22 protein-coding genes are annotated in these 25,282 nt (G+C 72.3%); 13 read left to right on the top strand and 9 right to left on the bottom strand.

The window, feature by feature from the left end; all coding sequences use genetic code 11:
* Positions 1-7 precede the first annotated feature (7 nt).
* On the bottom strand, positions 8-757 hold the full coding sequence (locus IF29_RS0103735; protein ID WP_030249472.1) for a sugar isomerase domain-containing protein: 750 nt from the start codon (positions 755-757) through the stop codon (positions 8-10).
* A gap of 162 nt (positions 758-919) precedes the next feature.
* On the opposite strand from IF29_RS0103735, the gene IF29_RS0103740 reads away from it, so the two are divergent.
* On the top strand, positions 920-1,612 hold the full coding sequence (locus IF29_RS0103740) for an iron-dependent transcriptional repressor DtxR (RefSeq protein ID WP_030249474.1): 693 nt from the start codon (positions 920-922) through the stop codon (positions 1,610-1,612).
* A 402-nt stretch (positions 1,613-2,014) separates the two neighbouring features.
* On the opposite strand, the gene IF29_RS0103745 is transcribed toward IF29_RS0103740, so the two are convergent.
* Positions 2,015-2,656, bottom strand: a complete 642-nt coding sequence (locus IF29_RS0103745; protein ID WP_051724893.1) for a bifunctional DNA primase/polymerase — start codon at positions 2,654-2,656, stop codon at positions 2,015-2,017.
* A 431-nt stretch (positions 2,657-3,087) separates the two neighbouring features.
* Between IF29_RS0103745 and IF29_RS0103750 the strand changes: the two genes are divergently transcribed.
* Positions 3,088-4,467, top strand: coding sequence for an NsdA family TPR-like regulatory protein (locus IF29_RS0103750; RefSeq protein ID WP_030249481.1), 1,380 nt, complete (start codon positions 3,088-3,090; stop codon positions 4,465-4,467).
* 186 nt (positions 4,468-4,653) lie between these two features.
* Positions 4,654-5,781: a hypothetical protein gene (locus IF29_RS43185; protein ID WP_051724853.1), complete on the top strand. Its 1,128-nt coding sequence runs from the start codon at positions 4,654-4,656 to the stop codon at positions 5,779-5,781.
* A gap of 43 nt (positions 5,782-5,824) precedes the next feature.
* Here IF29_RS43185 and IF29_RS0103760 read toward each other — a convergent pair whose 3' ends face one another.
* Positions 5,825-7,060 (bottom strand): ABC transporter substrate-binding protein, encoded by a 1,236-nt coding sequence (locus IF29_RS0103760; protein WP_037594286.1) that lies wholly within the window; start codon positions 7,058-7,060, stop codon positions 5,825-5,827.
* A gap of 220 nt (positions 7,061-7,280) precedes the next feature.
* Here IF29_RS0103760 and IF29_RS0103765 point away from each other — a divergent pair, with 220 nt between their 5' ends.
* On the top strand, positions 7,281-7,730 hold the full coding sequence (locus IF29_RS0103765; RefSeq protein WP_030249488.1) for an SCO4402 family protein: 450 nt from the start codon (positions 7,281-7,283) through the stop codon (positions 7,728-7,730).
* 100 nt (positions 7,731-7,830) lie between these two features.
* A complete protein-coding gene (gene purU, locus IF29_RS0103770; RefSeq protein WP_030249491.1) occupies positions 7,831-8,700 on the top strand; it encodes a formyltetrahydrofolate deformylase in 870 nt (289 codons plus the stop codon).
* 15 nt (positions 8,701-8,715) lie between these two features.
* On the opposite strand, the gene IF29_RS0103775 is transcribed toward purU, so the two are convergent.
* Both IF29_RS0103775 and IF29_RS0103780 read right to left on the bottom strand, forming a co-directional pair.
* The gene (locus IF29_RS0103775; protein ID WP_030249494.1) at positions 8,716-9,870 is read right to left on the bottom strand and encodes an anti-sigma factor family protein; all 1,155 of its coding nucleotides are present in this window, start codon (positions 9,868-9,870) and stop codon (positions 8,716-8,718) included.
* Positions 9,867-10,439, bottom strand: a complete 573-nt coding sequence (locus IF29_RS0103780; RefSeq protein WP_030249496.1) for a sigma-70 family RNA polymerase sigma factor — start codon at positions 10,437-10,439, stop codon at positions 9,867-9,869. Before IF29_RS0103780 ends, IF29_RS0103775 begins: the two co-directional genes overlap by 4 nt.
* 313 nt (positions 10,440-10,752) lie before the next feature.
* Here IF29_RS0103780 and IF29_RS0103785 point away from each other — a divergent pair, with 313 nt between their 5' ends.
* Together IF29_RS0103785 and IF29_RS0103790 are read left to right on the top strand one after the other, a co-directional pair.
* Positions 10,753-11,184, top strand: a complete 432-nt coding sequence (locus IF29_RS0103785; RefSeq protein ID WP_051724854.1) for an STAS domain-containing protein — start codon at positions 10,753-10,755, stop codon at positions 11,182-11,184.
* Between the two features lie 47 nt (positions 11,185-11,231).
* Positions 11,232-13,472, top strand: coding sequence for a bifunctional glycosyltransferase/CDP-glycerol:glycerophosphate glycerophosphotransferase (locus IF29_RS0103790; RefSeq protein ID WP_051724855.1), 2,241 nt, complete (start codon positions 11,232-11,234; stop codon positions 13,470-13,472).
* 19 nt (positions 13,473-13,491) lie between these two features.
* On the opposite strand, the gene IF29_RS0103795 is transcribed toward IF29_RS0103790, so the two are convergent.
* The 3 genes from IF29_RS0103795 to IF29_RS0103805 all read right to left on the bottom strand — a co-directional run bounded on the left by IF29_RS0103795 (position 13,492) and on the right by IF29_RS0103805 (position 17,297).
* Positions 13,492-14,595, bottom strand: a complete 1,104-nt coding sequence (locus IF29_RS0103795) for an alpha/beta hydrolase (RefSeq protein WP_030249502.1) — start codon at positions 14,593-14,595, stop codon at positions 13,492-13,494.
* A gap of 272 nt (positions 14,596-14,867) precedes the next feature.
* A complete protein-coding gene (locus IF29_RS0103800) occupies positions 14,868-16,505 on the bottom strand; it encodes a class I adenylate-forming enzyme family protein (protein ID WP_030249504.1) in 1,638 nt (545 codons plus the stop codon).
* A gap of 99 nt (positions 16,506-16,604) precedes the next feature.
* Entirely contained in the window at positions 16,605-17,297 is a 693-nt protein-coding gene (locus tag IF29_RS0103805) for a cysteine hydrolase family protein (protein WP_051724856.1), read from the bottom strand.
* 179 nt (positions 17,298-17,476) lie between these two features.
* Here IF29_RS0103805 and IF29_RS0103810 point away from each other — a divergent pair, with 179 nt between their 5' ends.
* The 5 genes from IF29_RS0103810 (at position 17,477) to IF29_RS0103830 (ending at position 22,860) form a co-directional block, all read left to right on the top strand.
* On the top strand, positions 17,477-18,670 hold the full coding sequence (locus IF29_RS0103810; RefSeq protein WP_037594339.1) for an amidohydrolase family protein: 1,194 nt from the start codon (positions 17,477-17,479) through the stop codon (positions 18,668-18,670).
* Positions 18,670-19,866 carry an acyl-CoA dehydrogenase family protein gene (locus IF29_RS0103815; RefSeq protein WP_030249510.1) on the top strand — a complete coding sequence of 399 codons (1,197 nt, stop codon included), beginning with the start codon at positions 18,670-18,672 and terminating at the stop codon, positions 19,864-19,866. The genes IF29_RS0103810 and IF29_RS0103815 overlap by 1 nt, the downstream gene beginning before the upstream one ends.
* Complete coding sequence (locus IF29_RS0103820) at positions 19,866-20,912, top strand: acyl-CoA dehydrogenase family protein (protein ID WP_030249512.1); 1,047 nt, start codon at positions 19,866-19,868, stop codon at positions 20,910-20,912. The genes IF29_RS0103815 and IF29_RS0103820 overlap by 1 nt, the downstream gene beginning before the upstream one ends.
* Positions 20,913-21,235: 323 nt before the next feature.
* Positions 21,236-21,712: an ATP-binding protein gene (locus tag IF29_RS0103825; protein ID WP_051724858.1), complete on the top strand. Its 477-nt coding sequence runs from the start codon at positions 21,236-21,238 to the stop codon at positions 21,710-21,712.
* A 29-nt stretch (positions 21,713-21,741) separates the two neighbouring features.
* Positions 21,742-22,860 (top strand): SGNH/GDSL hydrolase family protein, encoded by a 1,119-nt coding sequence (locus tag IF29_RS0103830; protein WP_030249517.1) that lies wholly within the window; start codon positions 21,742-21,744, stop codon positions 22,858-22,860.
* Positions 22,861-23,286: 426 nt separating this feature from the next.
* Here the strand turns inward: IF29_RS0103830 and IF29_RS0103835 are convergent, their stop codons facing one another.
* The gene (locus IF29_RS0103835; protein ID WP_030249520.1) at positions 23,287-24,222 is read right to left on the bottom strand and encodes a cyclase family protein; all 936 of its coding nucleotides are present in this window, start codon (positions 24,220-24,222) and stop codon (positions 23,287-23,289) included.
* A 125-nt stretch (positions 24,223-24,347) separates the two neighbouring features.
* On the opposite strand from IF29_RS0103835, the gene IF29_RS0103840 reads away from it, so the two are divergent.
* Positions 24,348-25,271 (top strand): SDR family oxidoreductase, encoded by a 924-nt coding sequence (locus IF29_RS0103840; protein WP_030249522.1) that lies wholly within the window; start codon positions 24,348-24,350, stop codon positions 25,269-25,271.
* Positions 25,272-25,282 lie beyond the last annotated feature (11 nt).

A 25,282-nucleotide genomic window follows, 5' to 3' on the forward strand; every position in this document is an offset into this window, starting at 1 on the left:
AGCCGGCTCAGAAGGTGTAGAAGACCCGGTCCCGGTGCTCCGCCATCAGCTTGGCGTTCCAGTCCATCCCGCCGTCGACGTTGCCCGAGCGGAACAGCGGCGGGGTCAGGCCCTGGGCGGCCAGCTTGCCCACCGCCACCGCCACCACGGCCTGCATCAGCGCGATGGTGGTGATGCTGGAGACCGGCCCGAAGGTGGTGTCGGCCCCTTCGGCGGTGAGCTCGCCGTCACCCACCGCGATCTTGTTGTCCAGGACGATGTCGCACTCGTCCTTGAGGTAGTGGCCCGAGGGGTGCCGCGAGGAGACCGCCTGCGGATAGGCCAGCGATGTGACTCCGATCACAGTCAGCCCGCGCTCCCGGGCGTGCGCGGCCAGCTCCACCGGCATCACCTGCCGCCCGGACAGCGAGATCACGAACAGCAGGTCGCCGGGCCGGGCCGGACCCGCGTCCAGGGTGGTGGTGGCCAGCCCGGCCACCCGCTCCAGCGAGCTGCCCAGATGCGCCGGCACCACGTTCACCCCGGTGACCCCGGGTACGTCCAGCAGGTTCATCAGCACCAGGCCACCGGCCCGGTAGACCACGTCCTGCGCCGCGAGCGAGGAGTGCCCGGCGCCGAAGGTGAAGATCCGGCCGCCGTCCCGCACCGTGTCGGCCAGCACCTGCGCGGCTCGCTCGATGCCCGCCGCCTCCTCGTCCCTGACCCGCTGCAGCAGGGAGACGGCGGCGTCGAAGTACTGCCCGGCAAGATCGCTCATCGGGTCTGTGCTCCCTTTCGTGGGGGTCATCCGCTGGCACGTTGACGCCTCCGCCGGTGCCCTGTCAACAGCCACCGGACGGACGCACAACGGGTTTGTCGGTGGGATGCGTCAGAATTGGTCTGCGACGACGCTGGACGACGAGGAACGGAGCCCGCGGCGATGAGCGGTCACCTGATCGATACGACTGAGATGTACCTGCGCACCATCTTCGAACTCGAGGAGGAGGGCGTCGTCCCCATGCGCGCCCGGATCGCGGAGCGCCTGGAGCAGAGCGGCCCCACCGTGAGCCAGACGGTGGCGCGGATGGAGCGGGACGGCCTGCTGGAGGTCGCCGACGACCGCCATCTGGAGCTGACCGAGGGCGGCCGGCAGCTGGCGACGCGGGTGATGCGCAAGCACCGCATCGCCGAGTGCCTGCTGGTGGACGTCATCGGGCTGGAGTGGGAGCAGGTCCACGCCGAGGCCTGCCGCTGGGAGCACGTGATGAGCGAGGCGGTGGAGCGCCGGGTGCTGGAGCTGCTGCGGCACCCCACCCAGTCGCCGTACGGCAACCCGATCCCGGGACTGGAGGAGCTGGGCGAGGTCCCGGCGGACGAGTCGGCACTGGAGACGCTGGTCACCCTGGACCTGCTGGCCCCGGGGTCCGAGGGCAAGAGCGTGGTGGTCCGCCGGATCGGCGAGCCGATCCAGACCGACGCGCAGCTGATGTACACCCTGCGCCGGGCCGGGGTGCAGCCGGGAGCGGTGGTCAGCGTGACCGACGCGCCCGGTGGGGTGCTGGTCAGCAGTGGCGGCGAGGCCGCGGAGCTGGACAAGGAGATCGCCGCCCACGTGTTCGTGGTCCGCGCCTGAGGCACCGGACACCGCCTGTACAGGACGGAAGGACCCGGCTCTTTCCCCGAGCGCCGGGTCCTTCCGTTCCCCCCGTCTCCCCCGCCGTTTCCCCCCGCCCGGCTTCCCCTCCGGGCTCCCCCTCGTGCCCCCGCACTCGCGGCCTCTCCTGCGGCGGCTCCTTCCGGACGGTTGATCCTTACGACCCCATTCCTCCCCTCGGCAGCAATCCGCAATCCTTGAGCGCTGTCACTCGAAAGTGGGGCTTTTTCACCCGCATGCATGGGTAGGGATGACATTCCGTCAGAAACTGTCGGGAATCCGGAGCGAACGGGCGCAGAGCTGTGCCCCCGCGGCCCGGAGGTGTCGGGGCCGGTCGGGGGCACAGGGGGATGCCGGGCTGCGGCTGACGGTCGCTCAGGATCAGGAGACCGGCGACGACAACGGCGCCTCTCGGCCGCATGCGTAGGCGATGGGGTTGATCAGCTCGGTGGCTTCGGGCAGCCAGCGGTTCAGGGTGGTGGGCTCCCTGGCCCACTGGGCGAAGCCGAAGGTGCCCACCCGGGTCGGCGGGGCCACGATCCAGTCGCCCTCGCCGTGGCCCATCAGGTCCAGCCTGCCCGGCCCCCAGCCGAGCCTGCGCAGCAGTTCCGGGAGCTTGGGCAGCGAACCGGGCAGCACCAGGAAGACCAGCCGCCGGCCGCGGCCCGCGGTCCCCGCCCCGCCGCCGGGGACGGCCAGGACCGGGCCCAGCTGCAGGCCCATCCGCTCCATCCGGGCCAGTGCCAGGCAGCCGGCGATCTCGGGCACGTCGATGGCGTCGAAGGCGCGGCCGGTCGGCAGCAGCACCGAGGCCAGCGGGTTGTCCGTCCACCAGCGCCGGACCACGCCGGGGCCGGCGCTGGCCTTGCGGGCCCAGTCGCGGGTGGTCGGGTGCGCGCCGGGGGCGGGACAGCCGGGGTCGCCGCAGGAGCAGCGCAGCGGGCCGTCGTCCTCGATCAGCCAGCTCCCGGCGGCGACCTCCCAGTGCCGCTCCTCCGCGTAGCGGACGGCTGCCTCGATCAGCGGGTCACGGCCGGTGTCCTGACGGGGGGTGCGGTCCTGATGGACGGCGGCGTCGTGACGGACGGCGTCGTGATCGATGGAGTTCGGCCGAGTGGCTCCCAGGGTGTCTTCCACGCCGTGCACAACTTGCGAGGACGGAGCGGGTTACGGGCGTTGCCACGAAAGTGGATCTGCGTCCTCCGGCGGGCGGGGGCGCGTCGGTGCACGGACGGGGCGCACAGGGGGCCCCGGGGCCGCCAACGGGTATCCCCTCGGGGAGACCTCTGGCTACCCTGGACGGAATGTCTCAATTGCCGTGCTGCGGCGAGCTTCTGACGGCGTCGTGCCGTCAATGCAGGGGATTGACGCCCGGACAGGCTTCACATGCCCCTTTGCGGGGAATGCTGATGACCTGTCGGGGTGACCATCACGCTCGAGGGGGAGGCACGTCCATGGCCGCCAGACCACTGGTCGCACGACAGCCCAACGAACGCCTCCAGGCGTTGATCCAGGAGGCGGGCTGCTCGAACGCCGGGCTGGCCCGGAGGGTGAACCTCTGCGGTGCCGAACACGCGCTCGACCTCCGCTACGACAAGACCTCGGTGGCCCGTTGGCTGCGCGGCCAGCAGCCGCGCGGGCAGGCTCCCGCGGTGATCGCCGAGGCCATCGGCCGCAAGCTCGGACGGTCCGTCACGGTCGAGGAGATCGGCATGGCGGACGGCCGCAACCTCTCCTCCAGCATCGGGCTGCACTTCTCGGCCACCCTGTCCGGAGCCGTCGAACAGGTCTGCGAGCTGTGGCGCAGCGACGTCGGCCGCCGCGACTTCCTGATCGGGACCTCGGTCGCCGCCTCGGCCCTGGTGGAGCCCAGCCGGGACTGGCTGATCACCCGCCCCGACGAGCAGGTGGCCCGCAACGGCGGCCCCCGGGTGGGCCTGGCGGACGTCGAGGCGGTGCGGGCGACCACCGAGATGCTGGTGGAACTGGACCACCGGTTCGGCAGCGGGCACGTCCGCCCGGTGGTGGTGCACTACCTCAACAGCGTGGTCTCCGGCCTGCTCTCCGGCTCCTACCGGGAGGAGACCGGGCGGGCGCTGTTCGCCGCGGTGGCCCGACTCACCGAGCTGGCCGGCTACATGGCCATCGACACCGGGCAGCCCGGCCTGGCCCAGCGGTACTACATCCAGGCGCTGCGGCTGGCCCAGGCGGCCGGGGACCGCGCCTACGGGGGCTACGTCCTGGCGGCCTCGATGAGCCATCTCGCGGCCACCCTGGGCAACCCCCGGGAGATCTCCCAACTCGCCCGCGCCGCACAGGAGGGCGCGCGCGGCGCGGCCACGCCCACCGCGATGGCGATGTTCTACGTCGCCGAGGCCCGCGGGCACGCGCTGCTCGGCGACGCCCGCTCCTGCGAGGCGGTGGCCGCGCGCGCGGCCGAGGCGATGGAGCACAGCCGCCCGGAGGAGGACCCGGCCTGGATCGGCCACTTCGACGGCGCCTACCTGGCCGACGAACTCGCGCACTGCCACCGGGACCTGGAGCAGCCTCGGCAGTCCGCCCGGAAGGCCGAGGAGGCGCTGCGCGGCCATCCGGAGACGCGGGTGCGCCGCCGCGCGGTGGACCTGGTGCTGCTGGCCACGGCGCAGTTGCAGCTGAAGGACGTGGAGCAGGCGTGCGAAACCGGCGCGCGCGCCGTGGACTTGCTCTCCGGGCTGCGTTCGGCGCGCGGCGCCGAGTACCTCGACGACTTCCGGCGCAGGCTGGAACCCTTCCGCGAGCAGCGCGTGGTACGGGAGTTCCAGGCGCGGTCGTTGGCGGAGGCCGCGGCCTGAGCGGCTGGTGCGAAGCCGGGGTGCCGTCAATACAGGAGGGTTCATAGCCACTCTTCCGGGCGAACCGGTAGCGTGGGGCTGTTCATGGCGCCGTCGTAGCAGCAGAGGTGTCCTGAGTCGGCCAGTGGTCCCGCCCCGGTGCCGGGGGCAGAGCAGCCCGCGCACCGGGCGAAGTGAGGAAGCGCGTTGAATCTCCGTCGCCCCAGCAACGACGAGCTGACCCCCGAGGACCTGTTCAGGCCCGAACCGGCCGGCGGCCCGGCGGGTGGTCGGCAGCCGGGGGCACCCATGCCGGGCGAGATCATCCGGTCCTCGCCGGACGGCCTGCCGTGGAACGCCCCGACCCAGGCACAGCCGGAGGGGCACCCGGAGTACTACGGCGAGCAGGCGTACGGGGAGCCCGGCTACGGCGAGGTCGGCTACGGGGAGCCCGGCTACGGCGGTGAGCCCGGCTACGGTCCTGCGGCCCAGCAGGCCGCTCCGGGGCAGGAGGCGTCGACGCAGTTCCTGCCGCCGTTCCCGCCGGCGCCGCAGCCGCAGCAGCCCTCCTACGGCAACGGCTACCAGCAGCCCGCCCAGCAGCAGGGCTACCCGCCGGCCCAGGGGTACGACCAGGGCGGCTACGCCACCCAGGCCCACCCGCAGGCCCAGGGCTACGGCCAGGGCGGCGGCTACGACGACCGTCCGGCCCGCCGCTTCAGCACCCGCACCATCGGCATCGCCGTGGTGGCCGGCTGCGCGGTCGTGGGCATCGTGGTGGCCGCCGCGTTGGCCGGCGGCGGCTCGCCCAAGGGTGCGACCGCGGCCGGCAGCACCGCCTCCACGGCCGCCAGTTCCGCGGCGAGCGGCAGCACCTCCGCGTCGGCGGCGATGACCCAGGCCAAGGCCATGTCCGACCTGCTGGCCACCGCCTCGCACAGCCGTGCGGCGGTGATCAGCGCGGTGAACGACATCACCCACTGCCAGAACCTGGACCAGGCCAAGGAGAACCTCACCACCGCGGCGGGGCTGCGCAAGCAGCTGGTCGACCAGCTGGGCAGCATGCAGACGGACCAGCTGAAGGACGGAGCCGCGCTGGTCGCAGCGCTGCAGCAGGGCTGGAAGGCCTCGGAGAGCGCCGACAGCCACTACGCCTCCTGGGCCGCCGAGTCCAAGGGCAGCTGCGCCAAGGACAACAAGCCCAGGAACGGCGGTCGCAACGCGGCCGACGCCGCCAGCGGCACGGCGAGCGCGGCCAAGGCGAAGGCGTCCCGACTGTGGAACGCCATCGCCGCGGACACCGGACTGCCGAAGCTGTCGGCGACCCAGCTCTGAGCCGGCCCGGAGCCCGCCCGCTCCGAGCCGGCCACCCGCCGCGCTACTGCTTCAGCAGCAGCGTCCGCACGTCCTGCAGCCCCGACGTGCTCTCGGCGAGCTGCCCCTTCTGCACGCTCAGGAAGGTCACCTTGGTGTTCACCAGCCGGGGTGCGGCGGCCAGCGGAAGCTGGTCGCCCATTCCCCAGGACAGCGGCGGGGTCTGGCCGCCGGTGTCGATCGGCCCGCTGGAGTCCAGGGCGATCCGCACCGACTTGGCGTCCACCGGCCCGGTCATCCCGGAGACCACCTTGCGCAGCACCTCGTAGGCGATCCAGGTGGTCTCCTCGCCCGGGTCGGCCGTGTTGATCCGGTTGTCGGTGAAGGCGTAGGCCTTGACCAGGGTGTGCAGCGAGTTCCAGACCGGGCTGCTGTCCGGCGGGTACCAGCCGGTGGCGAGCAGGGACTGCAGCGGGCCGCCGGCACCGCCGGTGGAGTCCACCAGGGACTGCTGGACGCTGCCGATGACCGAGGAGAGCTGGGTGTGCCGGGGGGCCTGCAGCCGGTAGTCGTCGAAGAAGGTCGCCGTGGAGGCGGGGTCCAGGGCGGTGGTGACGCAGTTGCCCGGCTGGTCGTCGCCGATGGCCTGCACCGCCGCCTTGGCGTAGCCGCTGAGCCCGGAGTCGACCGGGACGTCCACGGTGGTCACCTGGCCGGTGGAGAGTCCGGCCCTGAGGGAGCCCAGCATGGTGTCCCCGAGCTGGCTCTGCGGGCGGACCACGGCGACCCGGTGGCAGCCGGCCCTGACCAGCTGCTCGCCGTTCCCGGCCAGCAGGGTCCGGTAGCCGCCGTTGACGGGGTAGGAGTAGATCGCGCTGAACTCCTCAGCGGACAGCCCGAACCCGCCGAGGTAGGGGATGTCGGCCGCCTCCAGCAGCGGCATGAAGTCGCCGCCGAACTGGCTGTAGGAGCCGACCACCGCCACCGCCCCCTCAGCGACCGCCTGGTTGGCGCAGGCCACGGCGCCGGCGCTGGTGTTGTGCTCGTCGCAGGTCAGCACCTTGAGCTTGCGCCCGCCGATCCCGCCGGTGGCGTTGAAGTCCTTGGCTATCGCGGTGGCCAGTGCCGGCATCCCGGCCTGGCTGCCCACGGTGCCCTCCTCGGGGGCCCAGGTCATCACCGTGACCGTGTCGTGCTCGGAGGCGTCGGCGTTGCCGCCGCAGCCCGCCAGGCCACCCAGGAGCAGGGCCGTGCCCGCGACCGCTGCGACGGTGCGGCTCGATCGTGCGGTGGACCTCATGGCACGCCGTTCCCTCCCTGGGGGGCGGGCTCCGGTCGGCCCGCCACGTAGCTCGGGGGAAAGCCTCGGGGCGGCTGGGGACAGTGGTGCGGCGCTCCGGGGAACGCCGGGCCAACGCCGTGGGAACAGCCGTGGCAATGGGAACGTAGGATCGATTCTCATGCAGGGTTCGCAGCGCAGTTCCGAAAAGCCTTCTCGAACGACCCCTCGCTCGGGGAGCATGGGCGCCATGCCGCTCACTGACATCCCCTGGTGGCGCTGGCGGGCCCGGGTCCGCTCAGCCCTGCACATGCTCGGAGACCCCGCGTTCCAGCAGGAATGCTGGGCCACCGGCCGGGAGGGCTACGGCGACGTCACCGACGCCGTGTACCGCCTGGTCGAGGACACCTGGCTGGACCGCTGGTCCGCGGAGAAGTACGTCGGGACGATCGTCCGGGACTCGGCCGAGGCCGCCCTGGTCGACACCGCCGTGCTGCGGGTGCTGCGGATCATGCACCAGGTCGGCCCGGACGCCCCCTCCGCCGCGTACCTGGCGCACCACGGCTGGCCCGAGGCGGTCCGCGCGTGCCACGACGCCCACGTCCGGCTGACCCTGAACGACGGCGAGGACCCGAACCTCCCGCCCCGCTCGCTGGAGGTGCTGTCCATCCTGACCCGCGTCGTCGCCTGAGGGCCGTCGCCTGAGGGCCGTCGGGTGAGACGGGTCGTCGGGCGCCGGGCGGTCTGTGGCACGCTGTCTGCTCAGCAGTCCGCACGAAAGGCAGTCTCCGGTGTCCCAGCAGCAGCCCGGCACGGGCCAGTACGTACTGACCCTCTCCTGCCCGGACAAGCAGGGCATCGTGCACGCGGTGTCCAGCTACCTCTTCCTCACCGGCTGCAACATCGTGGACAGCCAGCAGTTCGGCGACGGCACCAGCGGGCTGTTCTTCATGCGGGTGCACTTCTCCGCCGAGGCCCCGGTGACCCTGGAGAAGCTGCGGGCCAGCTTCGCCGCCACCGGCGACGCCTTCCGGATGGACTGGCAGATCCACCCCTCCGCCGAGCGCGCCCGGGTGCTGCTGCTGGTCAGCAAGTTCGGCCACTGCCTCAACGACCTGCTGTTCCGGGCGAGCACCGGGGCGCTTCCGGTGGACGTGGTCGGGGTGGTGTCCAACCACACCGACTTTGAGGACCTGGCCGCCTCCTACGGGGTCCCGTTCCACCACATCCCGGTGACCGCCGCGACCAAGTCCGAGGCCGAGGCGGCGCTGCTGGCGCTGGTCGACGCCGAGCAGGTGGACCTGGTGGTGCTGGCCCGCTACATGCAGGTGCTCTCGGACGACCTGTGCAAGGCCCTGACCGGGCGGGCGATCAACATCCACCACTCGTTCCTGCCGAGCTTCAAGGGCGCCAAGCCCTACCACCAGGCGCACGCCCGGGGCGTGAAGCTGATCGGCGCCACCGCGCACTATGTGACGGCCGAGCTGGACGAGGGCCCGATCATCGAGCAGGAGGTGGTCCGGGTCAGCCATGACGTCACCCCCGAGCAACTGGTCGCGCTGGGCCGGGACGCCGAGTGCCAGGCGCTGGCCCGCGCGGTGAAGTGGCACGCCGAGCACCGCGTCCTGCTCAATGGCAGCCGCACCGTCGTCTTCGCCTGACGCCCGGGGCGGGCCTCAGGGCCGGGAGAGCAGCGGAGCGGCGTGCAGCAGGTCGCGCGCCGCGCTGCGGTCGCCGGTGATGCCGTGGGGTGTCCGGTCCGGGTCGCGGTGCGCCGCGCACAGGAAGCAGAACTCGACGCCGTCGATGGCGACGGTGGCCACCGGTTCGGTGTCGGCCGGCAGCGGCGGGGCGTCCGGAGCCGGGACGTCCAGCGGCACCAGCCACTCGCTCTCGCCGCGGCCCTCGATGATCAGCTTCACCGCCCGGGCACCCCGCGGATCGCCGTAGGACGAGTCCTGCCGGCCGGTCGGCGTGGCCGCCGCACCGGTCGCGCGCAGCGCGGCCAGGGCATGCGGCAGCAGCCGGGTCGCCAGCCCGACCATGGCCCGGATGTGCACCCCGCGCGGCGGTCCGTACGGCCAGCCCACCGCCTCGGCGATGTCCTCGGCGTGGACCCAGCACTCGAAGGCGCGGTCCACGAAGGCGTCCCGCAGCGGGAGCCGGAACGCGCCGTAGTCCACCAGCAGGTCCCCGGCCGGCGTGGCCCGTCCGGCCGCCTCGGCCAGCGCGGCGGTCTCCACCAGGGCCCGGGTCTGCTCGCGCCAGAAGGCCCGGACGGACTCGGGACCGCGGCGCCGCTGCAACGCGGTCAGCCGTTCGGTGCGCTCCACCAGGTCGATGCCGCCGTCGGGGGAGGGCACCGGGTCGGTCAGGCCCAGGGCCCGGGAGACCACGCCGTCCACGGCGGCGAGGTGGCAGAGCACCTCGGCCGGACGCCTCTGCTCGGTACCGCCGTGCCAGGGCAGCTCCGCGCGCTCCAGCCAGTCGAGTTCGCCGAGGTCGCGCAGCAGCGCGTCCAACCGGGCCGTCTCGGCGACGAAGGCGCCCGCGTACTCGGGGACGCCGACCTCGGCCGGGCGCCGGGCCAGCGCCCGGGACAGCACCTGGGTGCGCAGGCTGGGCGCCGGATCCAGCGGTTCGTCGGCGGAGAGCCAGCCCGCGGCGTCCCGCAGCCGTCCGGCCTCCTCGGTGCAGCTCGGGCAGCCGGCCAGGTGCTGTTGGACCTGGGCGGCCTCCTCGGCCGGGCAGGCGTCCAGCGCCCAGGCGCCGAGCAGCCCGCGCAGGGTGTCGTGGTCGGGCGGCCCGCCCGGACGTATCGGGGCGCTCATGAGGTGTGCTCCGTGGAGAGGGCGGTGGCCAGGAGTTGGAGGCCGAGCCGCATCCGGTGCTTGGCGGTGGCCGCGCTGATGCCGAGCTCGCGCGCCGCCTGCTGGTAGGTGCGGCCGCCGAAGTAGGTGAGCACCAGGGTCTCCCTGAGCGCCTGCGGGAGCGAGGTCACCACGTGCTGGACCCGGGCCGCCGTCGCCTCGGCGAGGACCTGCTCCTCCATGCTGGAGGACTCCGGCGGGGCCGCCGGGTCCTCCTTGCCGTTCCCCGAGCCGGCCGCCGGCGCCTGGTCCCGGCGCAGCCGCTCGACGGCGCGGCGGTGGGTGAAGGTACCGATCCAGGACCGCATCGAGCCCTGGGCCGGGTCGAAGTCGGCAGGATGCTCCCAGACATGGGCGAAGACGTCCCTGACCACTTGCTCGGCGGCCTCGGAGTCGTCCAGGACGCGGTTGGCCAGTCCGAGCACCAGCGGGGCGAACTGGTCGTAGAGCTCACCCAGTGCGGACTCCTCGCCCCTGGCGAGGCGCCGCTGGATCTGGCGGTCCCACCGGATGGGGGCCGATGTCGCCATGGGCACCACCCTTCCTCGGGCCCCGGGGAGTTCGGAGTGCCCCTGCTCGGAATGTCCCTGCTTCGAACCTAGCGCTGCCGACCGCGGTGGCAGGCTGCTTCGTGGAAAGTGCCGCGCCGCCGACCGTTTCGGATCGGACCGTTTCGGATCGTAACCCTGTACGGACTGTGATCCGGACTGTCGTCCGCCGTCGGCTCCCGATAGCCTGATGCTTCGTCAAGGACACTCGGTGACCGTTTTTCCCGGACTTTTGTCCCCTGTCGCCACCTCCGTCCCATCCACCGCCCCAACGACCCGAGAATCGCGGCACAGCGTGAGCACACTGACAGTGACAGCCGAGGCACTCGACAACTGGACCCTGCTGCGCGTGGCCGGAGAGATCGACCTGGCCACCGGGGCGGTGGTGCGCGACCAGGTGCACGACGCCGTCGCCGCCGGGCAGCGCCGGATCCTGCTGGACCTCAGCGAGGTCCGCTTCTGCGACTCCACCGGCGTCGGCGTGCTGATCGCCGCCCGCCGGCTGCTGCGCTCCTGCTCCGGGGAGCTGCGGCTGGTGCTGCCGGCCGCCCGGGACAACCGCGGCAGCAGTAACTCCTACAACAGTGAGGTGCACCGGGTGTTCAACGCCCTGGGGATCCGCCGGCTCTTCGACATCCACCCCGACCTGGTCTCGGCCAGCGGTCCGGCCAGTTGTCCGGTCGGGAGCGGGGGCCGGTCCGAGGTTTCTTCCAGGGTCGCCGAGTAGTCTCGGAGGGCTCGACCCCGGACCGGACCTGGAGTGAGAACCAACACGTGAACGCGCCCGCCACCGCTGTCTCCCTCTCCGTCGTGCTGCCGGTGTACCGGGTCGCCGACTACCTGCCGCGCTGCCTGGACTCCGTGCTCGCCGCCGACCTCCCCGGGCTGCAGGTCATCGCGGTCGACGACTGCTCGCCCGACCGCAGCGGCGCGATCCTGGACGAGTACGCCGCCCGCGACCCCCGGCTCACCGTGCTGCACCTGGACGCCAACCGCGGCCTCGGCGGCGCCCGCGAGGCCGGCCTGGAGCAGGCGACCGGCGACTACGTCTGGTTCGTGGACAGCGACGACTGGCTGGCCGAGGGCGCGGTGCAGGCGGTCGTCGAGCGGCTGGCCGCGGACAGCCCGGACGTCCTGGTCACCGGCTTCGCCCGGGTCTACGCCGACGGCGGCGTGGAGCCCGACACCTGGCGCGGGGCGATGGCGGACGCCCCGGCCACGCTCACCCTGGCCGAGCGCCCGGCGCTGCTGAACATGATCCTCTCGGCCTGGAACAAGGTGGTCCGCCGCGACTTCCTGCGCGGCCTGGACGTCCGCTTCGGCGACGGCTTCTACGAGGACCTCTCGGTCACCTACCCGCTGCTGCTGGCCGCCGAGCGGATCAGCCTGCTCCCGCAGGAGCTCTACTTCTACCGGCGCGAGCGCGAGGGCGCGATCACCAACACCGCCTCGCCGCGGCACGCCGAGGTGTTCGCCCAGTACGACGCGGTCTTCGCGTTCCTGGACCGCCACCCGGAGATCCCCGCCGGGCTGCGCCGGCTGGTCTTCGACCGCACCGTGAAGCAGGCGGTGACCCTGCTGGACACCCCGGGCCTGGTCCCGGACGGACTGCGGGCGGAATTCTTCCACCGCGCCTCGGCGCACTTCCGCCGGTACCGCCCCGAGGGCTACGGCTACCCCGGCGGGCTGCGCGGGGTCCAGTACCGGCTGGTCGACCGCGACGCCTGGGGCGCGTACCAGCGGCTGCGCCCGCTGCAGACGCTTCCGCGCACCGTCCGCCGGGGCGTGCGCCGCGGGGCCCGGCGGGGACTGCCGATGGCCCGCCGGGCCGTGCGCAGCACCGCCAGGCGCACCCTGGCCACGGCCTACCGCCGGCTCCCGCTGGACGAGAACCTGGCCGTCTACGCCGCCTACTGGTACCGCGGCTACGCCTGCAACCCGGCCGCGATCTACCAGAAGGCCCGCGAACTGGCCCCCGACGTACGCGGGGTGTGGGTGGTGCAGACCAGGGCGCAGGGCGCGGCGATGCCCCCGGACGTGCCCTGGGTGCTGGAGAACACCCCGGCCTACCTCAAGCTGATGGCCACCGCGAAGTACCTGGTCAACAATGTCAACTTCCCGCACACCCAGGCCAAGCGGCCCGGTTCGGTGCACATCCAGACCCAGCACGGCACCCCGCTGAAGTACCTCGGCCTGGACCTGCGGGACCGCCCCGAGGCCGCCGCCGGGATGGACTTCGACCGGCTGCTGGAGCACGTGGCCCGCTGGGACTACCTGGTCTCGCCCAACCCGCACTCCACCGACGCCTTCGGTCGCGCCTACCCGGGCGGCTACCAGGTGCTGGAGACCGGCTACCCGCGCAACGACCGGCTGGTCGGGGCCACCCCCGAGGAGGTCGCCGCGATCCGGGAGGGCCTCGGCATCCCGGCCGGCAGCACCGCGGTGCTCTACGCGCCCACCCACCGGGAGCAGCACTCGGAGTACGTCTCGGCGCTGGACCTGGAGGCGCTGGCGACCGCGCTCGGACCCGGTCACACGCTGCTGGTGCGCACCCACTACTTCTACGCCCGGCCGGACGGCGCCGACCCGGCCGGCGGCGCGGACGGGAGCGGGGCCGGGCGGGCCGGGATCCTGGACGTGTCCGGGCACTCCTCGGTGGAGGACCTCTACCTGGCCGCCGACGTCCTGGTCACCGACTACTCCTCGGTGATGTTCGACTACGCGGTGCTGGACCGCCCGATGGTGGTCTTCGCCCCGGACTGGGACGACTACCAGCGCATCCGCGGGGTGTACTTCGACCTGATGGAGCAGCCGCCCGGCCTGGTCACCACCACCCAGGAGGAACTGACCGCGGTCCTGGCCGACCGCTCGGCGAGCGGCTTCGCCGGCGCCGGTGCGGCCAAGCTGCGCGCGGCGTTCCGGGAGCGCTTCTGCCCCTGGGACGACGGCGGCGCCGCCGAACGCGTGGTCCGTGCGGTACTGCCGGTCGCCCCGGGGGCCGGGGCCCAGGACTGACGGATGGTCAGTTCTCCGGTCAGCGTCCGGTGATCTGCTTCGACATCCAGGTCAGCATCGGAGTCATCTCCTTGATGAAGGTCCTGGTGTCGTGGTCACCGCTGGAGAGGGTCAGCACCTGGCTGGTCCCCGGCTTGTGCAGGGCCCTGATCAGCGCCCTGGCGTCCTCGACGGTCGTGCCGTCGGTCCGCACCCCCTGGGCCATCAGCACGATGTCGGGCTGCTGCTTGGCCTTCTCCAGCAGCAGCAGCGGGTTGTTGGCGGCGGCCAGCGCGGGGTCCTTGAGCACCACGGCGGCGTCCGGGGCGTTGTAGCCGGACATGCTCACCCCGGCGTGGAAGACCTGCGGGTACTTCACCGTGAGGTTGGCCGCGCAGTAGCCGCCGGCCGAGTAGCCGGCGATGCCCCAGTTCTTCGGGTTCCCGGACACCCGGAAGTTGTGCTTCATCAGCGCCGGGACGTCCTTGGCCAGCCAGGTCGCGGTCTGGTAGCTCCCGGGCAGGTTGGCGCAGCCGGAGTCCCTGCTGCCGCCGAACATGTTGATCTTCGCCGAGACCAGGATCATCGGCTTGACCTTGCCCTCGCTCATCAGCGTCCGCATCGCCGAGTCCGCGTGCATGCTGCCGAACCAGGCCTTGGGTGTGCCGGGGGTGCCCGGCAGCAGTTCCAGCACCGGGAAGTCGGTGTGCGCGTACGCCGGCTCGTTGTACTGCGGGGGCAGCCACACGTAGATGTCGCCCTTGATCCGTGACTCGGGGCCGACCGCGTCCGCCGAGAGCACGTCGCTGTTGTACTTGCCGAAACTGAGCTTCTGCGCCGAGACGTCGCTCGCCCCGGACGCGCCCCTGCCGTCGCCGCTCCCGCCGGAGGCCGTCAGCTGCACGCTGGCGTCCTGGCCGAACAGCGAGCCCCAGGTGTCGTAGAACGGTCCCATCCGGTTGTTCACGAAGACCAGGACCATGAGCACGGCGGTGAACTGGCTGAAGACGATCAGGCCGACCCTCGCGGTGGTCTTCACCGGGGCCGGCCCCGGTATCCGGTTCCAGACCAGCACCAGGACCACCACGGTCAGTACGACCAGGAGGATGGTGACGACGAAGAACGGCGTACCTGTGAGACTCATCGCTGACCTTTCCGGATTCTCCCGCCGTCGTCGGCAGGGGCCGAGGGGCCCCGCTGGACGGAATCCGCAGGTGAAGACGCACGGCAAGGCCATCAGGTTGCTTGCAGGGGTCTTCTTCGCAGCCACATGGCGATTCCGGGACGCGAGCTTGCCTTGAGCCTACCTGGATGCCCGCTGTGAGCCTCATACCGTCGGATGACCTTCGTCCCGGACATCCGGCGGGGTAGCGGGGAGTACGTCCTCCGGGAAGTCCCGGATGGACAGGCGCAGGATCAGCCCTGCGGGTCCTGCCAGGGGAGGGCCGAGAACAGGTCGCGCAGTTGGTGCTTGAGCACCTTCCGCAGCGTCTCGTTGCGCGGGAGCGCGTCCACGACCTCCAGTTGTTCCGGGATCTTCTGGGCCATCAGTCCGGCCGAGCGCAGCCGTTCGGCGACCTCCGCCAGCGTCGGCGGCCGCACCCCGGGCCGGCGCTCGACCACCGCGCAGACCCGCTCGCCGCGCACCGGGTCGGGCAGTCCGATCACCGCGACGGCGCCCACCCGCGGGTCCTGGTAGAGCAGGTCCTCGATCTCCTTGGCCGAGATGTTTTCACCCTTGCGGATGATGATGTCCTTGAGCCGTCCGGTGAGCACCACATGTCCGTCGTCCCGGACACGGCCCAGGTCGCCGGTGCGGAGCCAGGGGCCGGCGGAGTCGACAACGGCGAAGCTCTCCTCGGTGAGGGCCGGATCGGTGTAGCCGCGGCAGACCATCGGCCCGCGCAGCCACACCTCCCCCTCCTCGCCGATCACGGCCTCGTCGCCGTCCCTGCGGACCACCCGCACCTCGCAGCCGGTGACCGGGTGGCCCTCGGTGTTGGCGAGCTGCTCCGGGGTGTCGGTGGGGGAGCCCATGCAGATCGCCGGCACCTCGGTCATCCCGTAGCCGTGCGCCAGCACGCAGCCCATCTCCTCCAGCACCTCCCGGTACATCTCCGGCGGGCGCGGCGCGCCGCCGCCGGAGATGATCCGCAGGTCGGCCAGCAGCCGTTCGCCGGGCGGAAGTCTGCGCTGCTCGGCGAGGAAGGCGGCGTAGAACGCGGTGCTGCCGCCGGCCATGGTGACGTGGTTGCGCCGGTAGGCGGGGAGCGCCTCGGGCAGTGCGAAGACCTCCACCAGCAGCGCGGGGAATCCGTGCACCAGCATGGTGACCAGGTAGTCGGGGCCGCCGATGTGGGCGTAGGGGAAGGCGATCGAACCGACGTCGGCGGGGCTCATGCCGAGTGCGTCGGCGAGTCCGGAGCCGCCCGCGATCAGGGTGCGGTCGGTGTGCTTGGCGCCCTTGGGGGCCGAGGTGATGCCGGAGGTGTAGTAGATCCAGCGGACCGGAGCCCGCTCGTCGGAGAGGTCGGTCCGGGGCGCGGCCGGCAGTGCGGCCGGATCGCCGAGCGGGAGGTCGGACTCGGCGTAGGCGGTGACCACGCGCGGCGGTTGCGGCAGCGCGCTGCCGGTCTTCTCGGCGAAGGCGGTGTAGTCGAAGCCGCGCCAGCTGCCGGGGGTCAGGTACAGCTCGGGGCGGGCCTCCTGGAGGATCTGCGCCACCTCGGCGCCCCGGTAGATGGCGATGATCGGCGTCTGCACGGCGCCGAGCCGGGCCAGCGCCAGCGAGACCAGCACCGTCTCGACGCGGGTGGGCAGCTGCCAGGCGACCGGTGTGCCCTCGCCGACGCCGTACTCGGCGTGCAGCCCGGCGGCGACCCGCAGCGCCCGGTCGCGGACCTCGCGGAAGCTGAGCACCCGGTCGGTCCCGGCCTGCGCGTCGACCTCCTGGATCAGCATCGGGGCGTCCGGCGTCGCGGCGACCCGCCGCTCCAGCAGGTCCCAGAGGGTCCTGGCCTCGGCGACGCTGCCGGGCGTGGCGTTGCTGGGCATGGGGACCTCCCGTGGGACTGACCGACTACCTGACGAGCGGACCACCCAACTGACTGACCGTCAGATGTGTGACGAGGCTAACCGCGGCGGCGCGGCCCCTCAAGCCCTAGGCCCAGAGAGGACCTGAGGGGCGATCGGGGAGCCGGACGACCAGCGGGCGACGACCGTGTCCGTGTCGGTCAGGCTCGCCACCAGTGCCAGGGTGTGCGTCAGCACCGCCTCGGCGTACTCGGGAGGGGTGCCCGCCACCGCGTCGCGGACCAGCACCACCTGGAAGCCCGCGTCCACCGCGCCGAACGCCAGCTCCAGCAGTGCGACATTGACCGAGACCCCGACGCAGACCAGGGTCCGCGCGCCCAGGTTGCGCAGCACCGAGGCCAGTCCGGTGTCCTGGAACGGGCCGAGGCCGTGCAGCCGGGGGAGCACCAGGTCCCGCTCCGGGTCGGCGCCGATACCGGGGTGCAGTCCGGCGGCCTCGCTGCCGGGGGTGAGCGCCGCGCCCGGCTGCGCCGTGGCCACCCGCGCCGCAGCCGCGAACAGCCGCGCATTGGCGTTGGCGCCCAGCCCGTCCGGCCGGCGCACCGCCGTGCAGTGCAGCACCGGGACCCCGGCCGCGTGCGCGGCCCCGACCAGTGACCGGACCTGCCCGACCAGCCCGCCCTTCTCGGCGGCCGCCGCGAGCTCGGGGAAGACGGCGTGGTCCCCCAGTACCCCGTTCTGGCATTCGCAGGTCACCAGCGCGGTGCGGGCCGGGTCCAGCAGACGTTCCAAGCGCTCCCTGGCATCCGCCATGCCCGGCCCCGCCTCTCACTCCGTCGGGCGCTTGCCGCCCGAACCCTGGCTCACTAGTCTGAATCTGACGGAGCGTCAGGTAAAGGGTCCGGGCAGCCGGACCTCGGAGGGAGACCCCCATGGACCACCCCGAGTCGCAGCCGGGCCTTGACGTGGTGACGACCGTGGCCGACGTGCCGATGGTGGTCAGCGTCGACGACCATGTGATCGAACCCGCGCACCTCTTCGAGACCTGGCTGCCCGCCAAGTACCGCGACCGCGGCCCCAAACCGCTGCGGGCCGGAATCGGCGAACTCGCCTACGTGGGCGGCAAGTACCGGATCAGCATGGACCCGGACGGCCCGCCCACCGACTGGTGGATCTACGAGGACCTGCAGTTCCCGTACAAGCGGAACATCGCCGCCGTCGGCTTCGACCGCGACGAGATGACCCTGGAGGGCATCACCCGCGAGGAGATGCGCCGGGGCTGCTGGGACCCCAAGGCCCGGATCGACGACATGGAGAACAACCATGTCGAGGCCTCGCTCTGCTTCCCCACCTTCCCCCGCTTCTGCGGCCAGACCTTCGCCGAGGCCCACGACAAGGAGGTGGCGCTGGCCTGCGTCCGCGCCTACAACGACTGGATGGTGGACGAGTGGTGCGGTGACAGCGGCGGCCGGCTGATCCCGCTCTGCCTGATCCCGCTCTGGGACGTGCAGCTGGCCGTCGCCGAGATCCGCCGCAACGCCGCGCGCGGCGTACGGGCCGTCTGCTTCAGCGAGATCCCCACCTACCTGGGCCTGCCCTCGATCCACTCCGGCTACTGGGACCCCTTCTTCGCCGAGTGCGAGGCGACCGGGACGGTCGTCTGCATGCACATCGGCTCCTCCTCGCAGATGCCCGCAGCCTCCCCGGACGCCCCGCCGGCCGTCCAGGCCACGCTGAGCTTCAACAACGCCATGGCCTCGATGACGGACTACCTCTTCTCCGGCGTCCTGGTCCGCTTCCCGGCGCTGAAGCTCGCCTACAGCGAGGGCCAGATGGGCTGGATCCCCTACGCCCTGGAGCGCGCCGACGACGTCTGGCGCGAGCACCGGGCCTGGGGCGGCGTGCGCGACCTGATCCCGGAGCCGCCGTCGACGTACTACTACCGCCAGATCTACGCCTGCTTCTTCCGCGACAAGCACGGGATCGCCTCGCTGGACACGGTGGGCGTCGACAACGTGACCTTCGAGACCGACTACCCCCACGTCGACTCGACCTGGCCCGACACCGCGGCGGTCGCCCTGGACCATGTGCGCGGACTGCCGAAGGACGTGGTCTACAAGATCATGCGGGGGAACGCGATCCGGATGCTGGGGCTGGGGCTGGACGGGGCGGGCGGGGTGGCCTGATGGACCTCCAGGACACCCCCGCCGAGGCGGAGTTCCGCCGCGGGCTCCGGGACTGGCTCGGGAAGGTGCTGCCTGACGTCCCGTCACCGCCCGATCCGCTGGACTGGCCGGCCCGGCGGGTCCACGACACGGCCTGGCAGCGGCGGTTGTACGACGCCGGGTACGCGGGGGTGCACTGGCCCCGGGAGGCGGGGGGCCAGGGTGCGACCCCGGCCGAGTACCTGATCTTCCTGGAGGAGACCGAGCGGGCCGGGGCCCCGTACGTGGGGGCGAACTTCGTCGGGCTGCTGCACGCCGGGCCGACCATCGCCGCCGAGGGGACGCCCGAGCAGCGCCGTCGCTGGCTGCCGGGGATCCTCAGCGGTGCCGAGGTGTGGTGCCAGGGCTTCAGCGAGCCGGGCGCGGGCTCGGACCTGGCGGCCCTGCGGACCAGGGCGGTCCGCGACGGCGACGACTACGTGGTGACCGGCAGCAAGCTGTGGACCTCGCACGCCGAAGTGGCGGACTGGTGCGAACTGCTGGTCCGTACGGACGCCACCGCGCCCAGGCACCGGGGCATCAGCTGGCTGGTGCTGCCGATGGACGCCCCGGGGGTGACCGTCCGTCCGCTGCGGACCCTGATCGGGACCACGGAGTTCGCCGAGCTGTTCCTGGACGAGGTGCGGGTGCCGGTGGCGAACCGGGTCGGCGCGGAGAACGACGGCTGGCGGGTGACCATGGTGACGCTGTCGTTCGAACGGGGCACCGCCTTCGCCGGCGAGGTGGTGGCCTGCCGCAGGGCGCTGGCGGAACTGGCCGGGCTGGCCCGGCGGAACGGCGCCTGGGAGGACTCCGGCCTGCGGCGCTCGCTCGGCGTCCTGTCGGCGCGGTTCGGCGCGCTGTGGCGGCTGGTGCAGTGGAACGTGTCCGAGGCGCAGGGCGGCGGGGTGCCCGGGCCCGGGGCGTCCGTCTTCAAGCTGTGCTTCTCGGAGGCGCGGCAGGAGTTGTACGACCTCGCGGCTGCGGTTCTCGGCTCCGGAGCGCTGGTGCTGGCGGACGGAGCGGACGGAGCGGACGGAGCGGACGGAGCGGGCGACGACTGGACGGCGCAGCGGCTGCAGGGCCTCTCCTACACCATCGCCGCGGGCACCTCGCAGATCCAGCGGAACATCGTGGCCCAACGGGTGCTCGGGCTGCCCAAACCCGGGAGGGCCTGATGGACTTTCGGCTGACGGACGACCAGATCGCCCTGCAGACCGGGCTCCGCGAGCTGCTGGAGGGCAGGTTCGGGCCCGAGCGGCTGCGTGCCGCCGTTGCCGGGGCGGGGAGCGGGGCGGATGACGACGGGCTCCCGCTGTGGTCCGAGCTCTCCGACGCCGGGCTGTTCTCGCTGCGGAAGCCGGAGCGATCGGGACAGCGGGAAGGCGGCCTCGGTCTGGGCCTCGCCGAGGCGGTGCTGGCGTTCGAGGAGGTCGGACGGGCCCTGGTGCCCGGCCCGTTGGTGGCGACCGAGCTCGCCACCGTGCACGCCTCGCTCCCGCCGCACCGGGCCGCGGGCCTGTGCCGGAGGCAGCCCGCCGGGCGCGGCCCGCTGCTGGTGGAGCGGCTGCCCGCGCTCGCCGTGCTGCTGCTGCCGGACACCCTCACCGGCGAGGTGCGTTCGCTGAGCCCCTCCGCTCTCCGGGCCCGTGGCAGGCGCGGGGTGGATCCGTTGACGCCGCTGTGGGAGGTCCAAGGGCCGGTGCCGGACGGGGAACCGCTGCCGGGCGTCGACGCCGGACGGCTCTGGGCGGAGGGGACGTTGCTGACCGCGGCACTCCAGGTGGGTCTGGCGGGCCGGGCGGTCGCCACGGCCGTCGGCTACGCGAAGCAGCGTGAGCAGTTCGGCCAACCGATCGGAGCGTTCCAGGCGGTCCAGCACCTCTGCGCGGACATGCTGGCGCGGACTGAGCCGGCCCGGGCGGCGGTGCGGGCGGCCGCCGTGGGCGCGGACGCCGGGGTGCCGACGGCGGAGTTGTCCGTCGAGATCGCGGGGGCGAAGCTGCTCGCGGACCAGGCGGCGGTGCGCGGCGCCCGTGACTGCCTGCAAGTGCACGGAGGCATGGGTTTCACCTGGGAGGCGGACGTCCATCTGCTGCTGAAGCGGGCCTGGGTGTACGAGGGATCCTTCGCCAGGACGCCGGAGAGCGCGGAAGTGCTGGCCGAGGGCCTGTCCGTGGCAGGTCTCGGTCATGGTGCCGGCCACGGCGTCGGACACTTGTAGGAAGGGTGGTATCTCCGGGAACGTCCGCCGGTCTCCCAGGAATTCGGCGCGTTTCGGTTACGCTCCGGAGTGTGCGGACGGATCGATGTGCTGGGCCTGCTGAGCGGCCATGCCGCGTCCAGAACGTCCTGAACATCCAGGGTTGGGGACCAGCAGGGGCAGTATGCACCGCTGGACGGTCCCAATGTTGGAATATGCCCGAAGCGCTTGCTGGAATCGGTGCAGGCAAATCATCCTGGATCAGATGCGCATCGGTGCGCCGCCCGGGGAGCCGGACGGTTCCAGGGGCGCGACTGATCCCGCTAGTACGGGTGGTGTGAGCGGTGCAGGTGCTTCAGGTGCAGATCGCCGTCGAGGCGGATCCGGCCGAGGTCGGACGGGCTCGCAGGTGGACCAGATCACGGCTGACCGGATGCGGCTTCGACCCGGACGCAGCGCTGGCGGAGGCGCTGGTACTGGTGGTGTCCGAGCTGGTCACCAACGCCGTGGTGCACACCGGGAATCCGGCCGTGCTGTGCCTCCAGTTCCCGGTCGGCGGGGACGAGGCCGACCGGCGCCCGGTCCGGGTCGAGGTCGCCGACGCCAGCGAGCGTCCGCCCCGTCCCCGGCACGCCCCGGGTGAGGCGACCAACGGCCGCGGCCTGGAACTGGTGGAGAACCTCTGCGACCGTTGGGGTTGGTTCCCGGACGGCGGGGGCAAGCGGGTGTGGTGCGAGATCGAGCGCGAGCCCCGGGAGTGCGGGCCGCCGGCGCTGGACGCCGAGACCCTGCTGACGCTGCAACAACTGCTGGTCGGCTGACCGACCTGAGGATCGGGGGACAGTCGGCGGTGGGATCCGACACGGCGGGGGCGACCCGGTCCTTCTGGGCGGCACCTAGGGTGGCCGCGGCCCTGGAGGGCGTCATCGACCTGGAGCACGGTCCTGACGGATCGTGGTTCATGCCGTGGCGGCTGCCGGTGGCGGACCTGGAACTGCACCACCCCGCGCTGGTGCTGCCCGCGATGAGCGCCTGCGGGGGCAGGATCAGGGTGCGCACGGAGGCCCGCGCACTTCGGCTGGACGCCGAGACGGTGCGGCTGGACGGTGGCCCGGACCTGCCAGGCGTCTGCGACCTGCTGATCGGGACCTCCCTCGGTGCCGACGCCGCCCCGGCCCCCGGCGGCGACCGGTGGCGGCGGGCCGATCTCGGCGAGCACGGCGCGGTGTTCGCGGACCTGCCGCCGGGGGACAAACTGCTGGAGCTCTGGCTGCCGAGTCTGGCCCCGGTCCGGGTACGCGGGCTGCGGACCCTCGACGGCCTGCCGCTGCTCCCGGCCGGGCCGGACCGCAGGCCCCGGTGGACGGTCTACGGCAGCAGCATCACCCACGGCTTCGCCCTTCCGCCCGCCTCGCCGGCGAGCACCTGGCCCGCCGTCGCCGGACGGCTGCTGGGGCGGAACGTCACCAATCTGGGCTTCGGCGGGGCCTGCCTGCTCGATCCGCTGGTGGCCCGGATGATCGGCGAGCGGACAACTGAGCACATCACCCTGGAAATCGGGATAAACATCCACAACACCGCCGGTCTGCGCGAGCGCACCCTGGCTCCGTCGCTCCATGGATTCCTGGCCACAATCCGGTCGCACCAGCCCCGGGTTCCGGTCACCGTCCTCGGCCCGGTGCACGGTGGGGAGCGTGAGGACTCGGTGGTCGCCTGCCGCCGGAACGCGGACGGAAGCGGCATGGAGGTGGCGGGGGATCTGACACTGCGTCAGATGAGGCGGATTTTCGAAGACACCGTGGAGGTCCTGAAAAGGCGCGGTGACAGGGCTCTGACCTGGATGGATGGCCGAGAACTGTTCAGCGGGGAGGACGCCGCGGCGGGCGGTCTTTCGGACGGACTCCATCCGGATGTGCGCTCCCAGGGGCTGATGGGGGAGCGCTATGCGGCGCTCGAAGGCGCCCGCTGAGGCATGCGGACGCGGGTGTGCGGGTCGCGCGCCGGGGGCGTGCAGGGGGAGTGAAGTGCCGAAACGGCCAGTCGATCAGTCGTCCGAAAGCGTACGCAACCAATCCGAATTGCGGACAACCCATTGACGTGACGTATTCACCTGATCACTCTTGGGTTGAGCAATTCGTTGCGAGGGGACGTCGAGGGCACCGGTGACAGCAGTCGCATCCGGCTGTCCTTGGCGAGTGCGAATTGTGTCGGCGCTGGTCAGGGCCAATGCGTCGAGGCTGGGTGGCGAGACTCCGTATCGTGCTCGAGGCGAGTACGGCGTCTCGCCACCCATTCGTTCGCCCGGCGCTCCGCGGATCCGGCAGCGGTCTGGACCGCCCGGCTCCGGGTGTCACCCGAGCCGCTTGTCGGTTGAACCGATGAGCTGCCAACCGAGTTACCGAATGGCCACCGGCGCGACCGGCGCTCCCACCGCGCCCGTGAACGGCTCCGGCGGTGCCGCCAGCAGGAACTCGTGCCTCCCGTCGTCGGCGCACTCCTGCGCCAACTGCTCCAGGTTCCAGTTCTGACCCTGCATCATCCCCATCTCCACCAGGTCCAGCGCGTGCACCGGGAGGTAGAGGCCGTCCACCTCGGGCGGGAAGATCTCGAAGGTCAGGGTGTCGTTGGCGACCGCGGCGACGTCCCTGGCGTGGAACCACTCGGGGGTGCGCAGCGAGAGGCCGGGGGAGGGGAAGGCGTAGGAGTCGCGGTCGCCGCCCAGGTAGAGCTGGATCTGCCCGGTGCGGACCAGGACGATGTCCCCCGCCCGCACAGTGGTCCTGGCCAGTGCCTCGGCGGCCTCCAGGTCCTCGGGGGTGACCGCGTGGCCGCCGGCCAGCCGGTCCACGCCCCGGGCGCGGGCGACGTCCAGCAGCACGCCGCGGCCGACCACCGGCGGGGCCTTCTCCACGCCGCTGTACTCGGCGCCCTCCTGGGCCGTGATGGTGCTCGCGGCGCGGTTGTTGTAGATCCGGCCGCCGTGGCTGACATGGCCCAGGCCGTCCCAGTGGGTGCCGGCCTGCAGGCCCATGGTCACCACGTCGTCGCTGGTGGCGATGGCGCCCGGCTCGAACATCTCCCAGTTGAGCGCGACCATGGTGTGCAGCGGGTTGACCCGGCCCTGGATCATGCCGGTCTGCACGCCGTACTGCTGCAACGGCAGGGCGAGCGGGACCCGGTGTCCGCTGCGCACCGTGGCCGCGGCCGCCCGGACCGTCTCCGGGGTGATCAGGTTGAGCGTGCCGATCTCGTCGGCGGCGCCCCAGCGGCCCCAGTTGTTGACGCGCTTGGCGATGTCGCGGAACTCGTCGAAGTCGGTGAGTGCGGGCATGTGCGGCCTCCCCTTGCCGTGTGATTCTGCTGCTACCAATTCTGACGACCTGTCAGGACTGTTGCGCGGCGCGATCCGGTACCTAGAATCTAACGGTCCGTCAGATTCTTGAGGAGGGCTGCGACGTGGGCGAGTTCCTGCACGGCAAGGTGGTGGCGGTGACCGGCGCCGGGCGCGGCATCGGACGTGCGGTCGCCCTGGCCTGCGCGGCGGAGGGCGCCAGGGTCGTGGTGAACGACTACGGGGTCGGCATCGAGGGCGGCGACCCGACCAGCGAGGTCGCCGACGGAGTGGTGAAGGAGATCCAGGTGGCCGGGGGCGAGGCGGTCGCGGTCGCCGACGACGTGTCCACCATGGCCGGCGGCGAGCGGGTGGTCCGGGTCGCCGTGGACACCTGGGGCCGGCTGGACGGGGCGGTGTGCGTCGCCGGGATCTTGCGCGAACGGATGCTCTTCAACATGTCCGAGGAGGAGTGGGACCCGGTGCTGGCCACCCACCTCAAGGGCACCTTCACCGTGTTCCGGGCCGCCTCCGCACTGATGCGACGTCAGGGCGGCGGCAGGCTCGTCGGGTTCACCAGCGGCAACCACACCGGCAGCGTCAGCCAGGCCAACTACAGCGCCGCCAAGGGCGGCATCATCTCGCTGGTCCGCAGCGCCGCGCTCGGCCTGCACAAGTACGGGGTCACCGCCAACTGCGTGGCGCCGGTGGCCAGGACCCGGATGTCCGCCAACGTCCCGATGGAGCTCAAGGAGATCGGGGAGCCCGAGGACGTCGCCGCGCTGGTCGTCTACCTGCTCTCCGACCAGGCCGCCGACATCACCGGGCAGGTCTACACCGTCGCCGGACCCAAGATCGCGGTCTGGGCGCAGCCGCGCGAACTGCGCTCCGTGCACGCGGGGGGAGCCGGGGCCGACGGGATCTCCTGGACCCCGCAGCGCATCGCCGATGTGCTCCCCGGCGCGGTCGGCACCGACCCGATGCCGATGCTGGCCCAGCTGGAGGCCATGGCCAGGGCCGCGGCCGCGAACCAGCGCCCCAACGCCTGAGAGGCGCGCAG

Origin of the sequence: Streptacidiphilus jeojiense (assembly GCF_000719095.1) — a bacterium.
In the GTDB taxonomy this organism is placed as follows: Bacteria; Actinomycetota; Actinomycetes; order Streptomycetales; family Streptomycetaceae; genus Streptacidiphilus; species Streptacidiphilus jeojiensis.

Coding starts and splice junctions, on each gene's coding strand:
- IF29_RS0103760 (WP_037594286.1), bottom strand. CDS start 7,060: ATGAGGTCCACCGCACGATCGAGCCGCACCGTCGCAGCGGTCGCGGGC.
- IF29_RS0103780 (WP_030249496.1), bottom strand. CDS start 10,439: ATGGCGACATCGGCCCCCATCCGGTGGGACCGCCAGATCCAGCGGCGC.
- IF29_RS0103800 (WP_030249504.1), bottom strand. CDS start 16,505: ATGCCCAGCAACGCCACGCCCGGCAGCGTCGCCGAGGCCAGGACCCTC.
- IF29_RS0103740 (WP_030249474.1), top strand. CDS start 920: ATGAGCGGTCACCTGATCGATACGACTGAGATGTACCTGCGCACCATC.
- IF29_RS0103835 (WP_030249520.1), bottom strand. CDS start 24,222: ATGCCCGCACTCACCGACTTCGACGAGTTCCGCGACATCGCCAAGCGC.
- IF29_RS0103775 (WP_030249494.1), bottom strand. CDS start 9,870: ATGAGCGCCCCGATACGTCCGGGCGGGCCGCCCGACCACGACACCCTG.
- IF29_RS0103735 (WP_030249472.1), bottom strand. CDS start 757: ATGAGCGATCTTGCCGGGCAGTACTTCGACGCCGCCGTCTCCCTGCTG.
- IF29_RS0103750 (WP_030249481.1), top strand. CDS start 3,088: ATGGCCGCCAGACCACTGGTCGCACGACAGCCCAACGAACGCCTCCAG.
- IF29_RS0103765 (WP_030249488.1), top strand. CDS start 7,281: ATGGGCGCCATGCCGCTCACTGACATCCCCTGGTGGCGCTGGCGGGCC.
- IF29_RS0103820 (WP_030249512.1), top strand. CDS start 19,866: ATGGACTTTCGGCTGACGGACGACCAGATCGCCCTGCAGACCGGGCTC.
- IF29_RS0103795 (WP_030249502.1), bottom strand. CDS start 14,595: ATGAGTCTCACAGGTACGCCGTTCTTCGTCGTCACCATCCTCCTGGTC.
- IF29_RS0103810 (WP_037594339.1), top strand. CDS start 17,477: ATGGTGGTCAGCGTCGACGACCATGTGATCGAACCCGCGCACCTCTTC.
- IF29_RS0103815 (WP_030249510.1), top strand. CDS start 18,670: ATGGACCTCCAGGACACCCCCGCCGAGGCGGAGTTCCGCCGCGGGCTC.
- IF29_RS0103805 (WP_051724856.1), bottom strand. CDS start 17,297: ATGGCGGATGCCAGGGAGCGCTTGGAACGTCTGCTGGACCCGGCCCGC.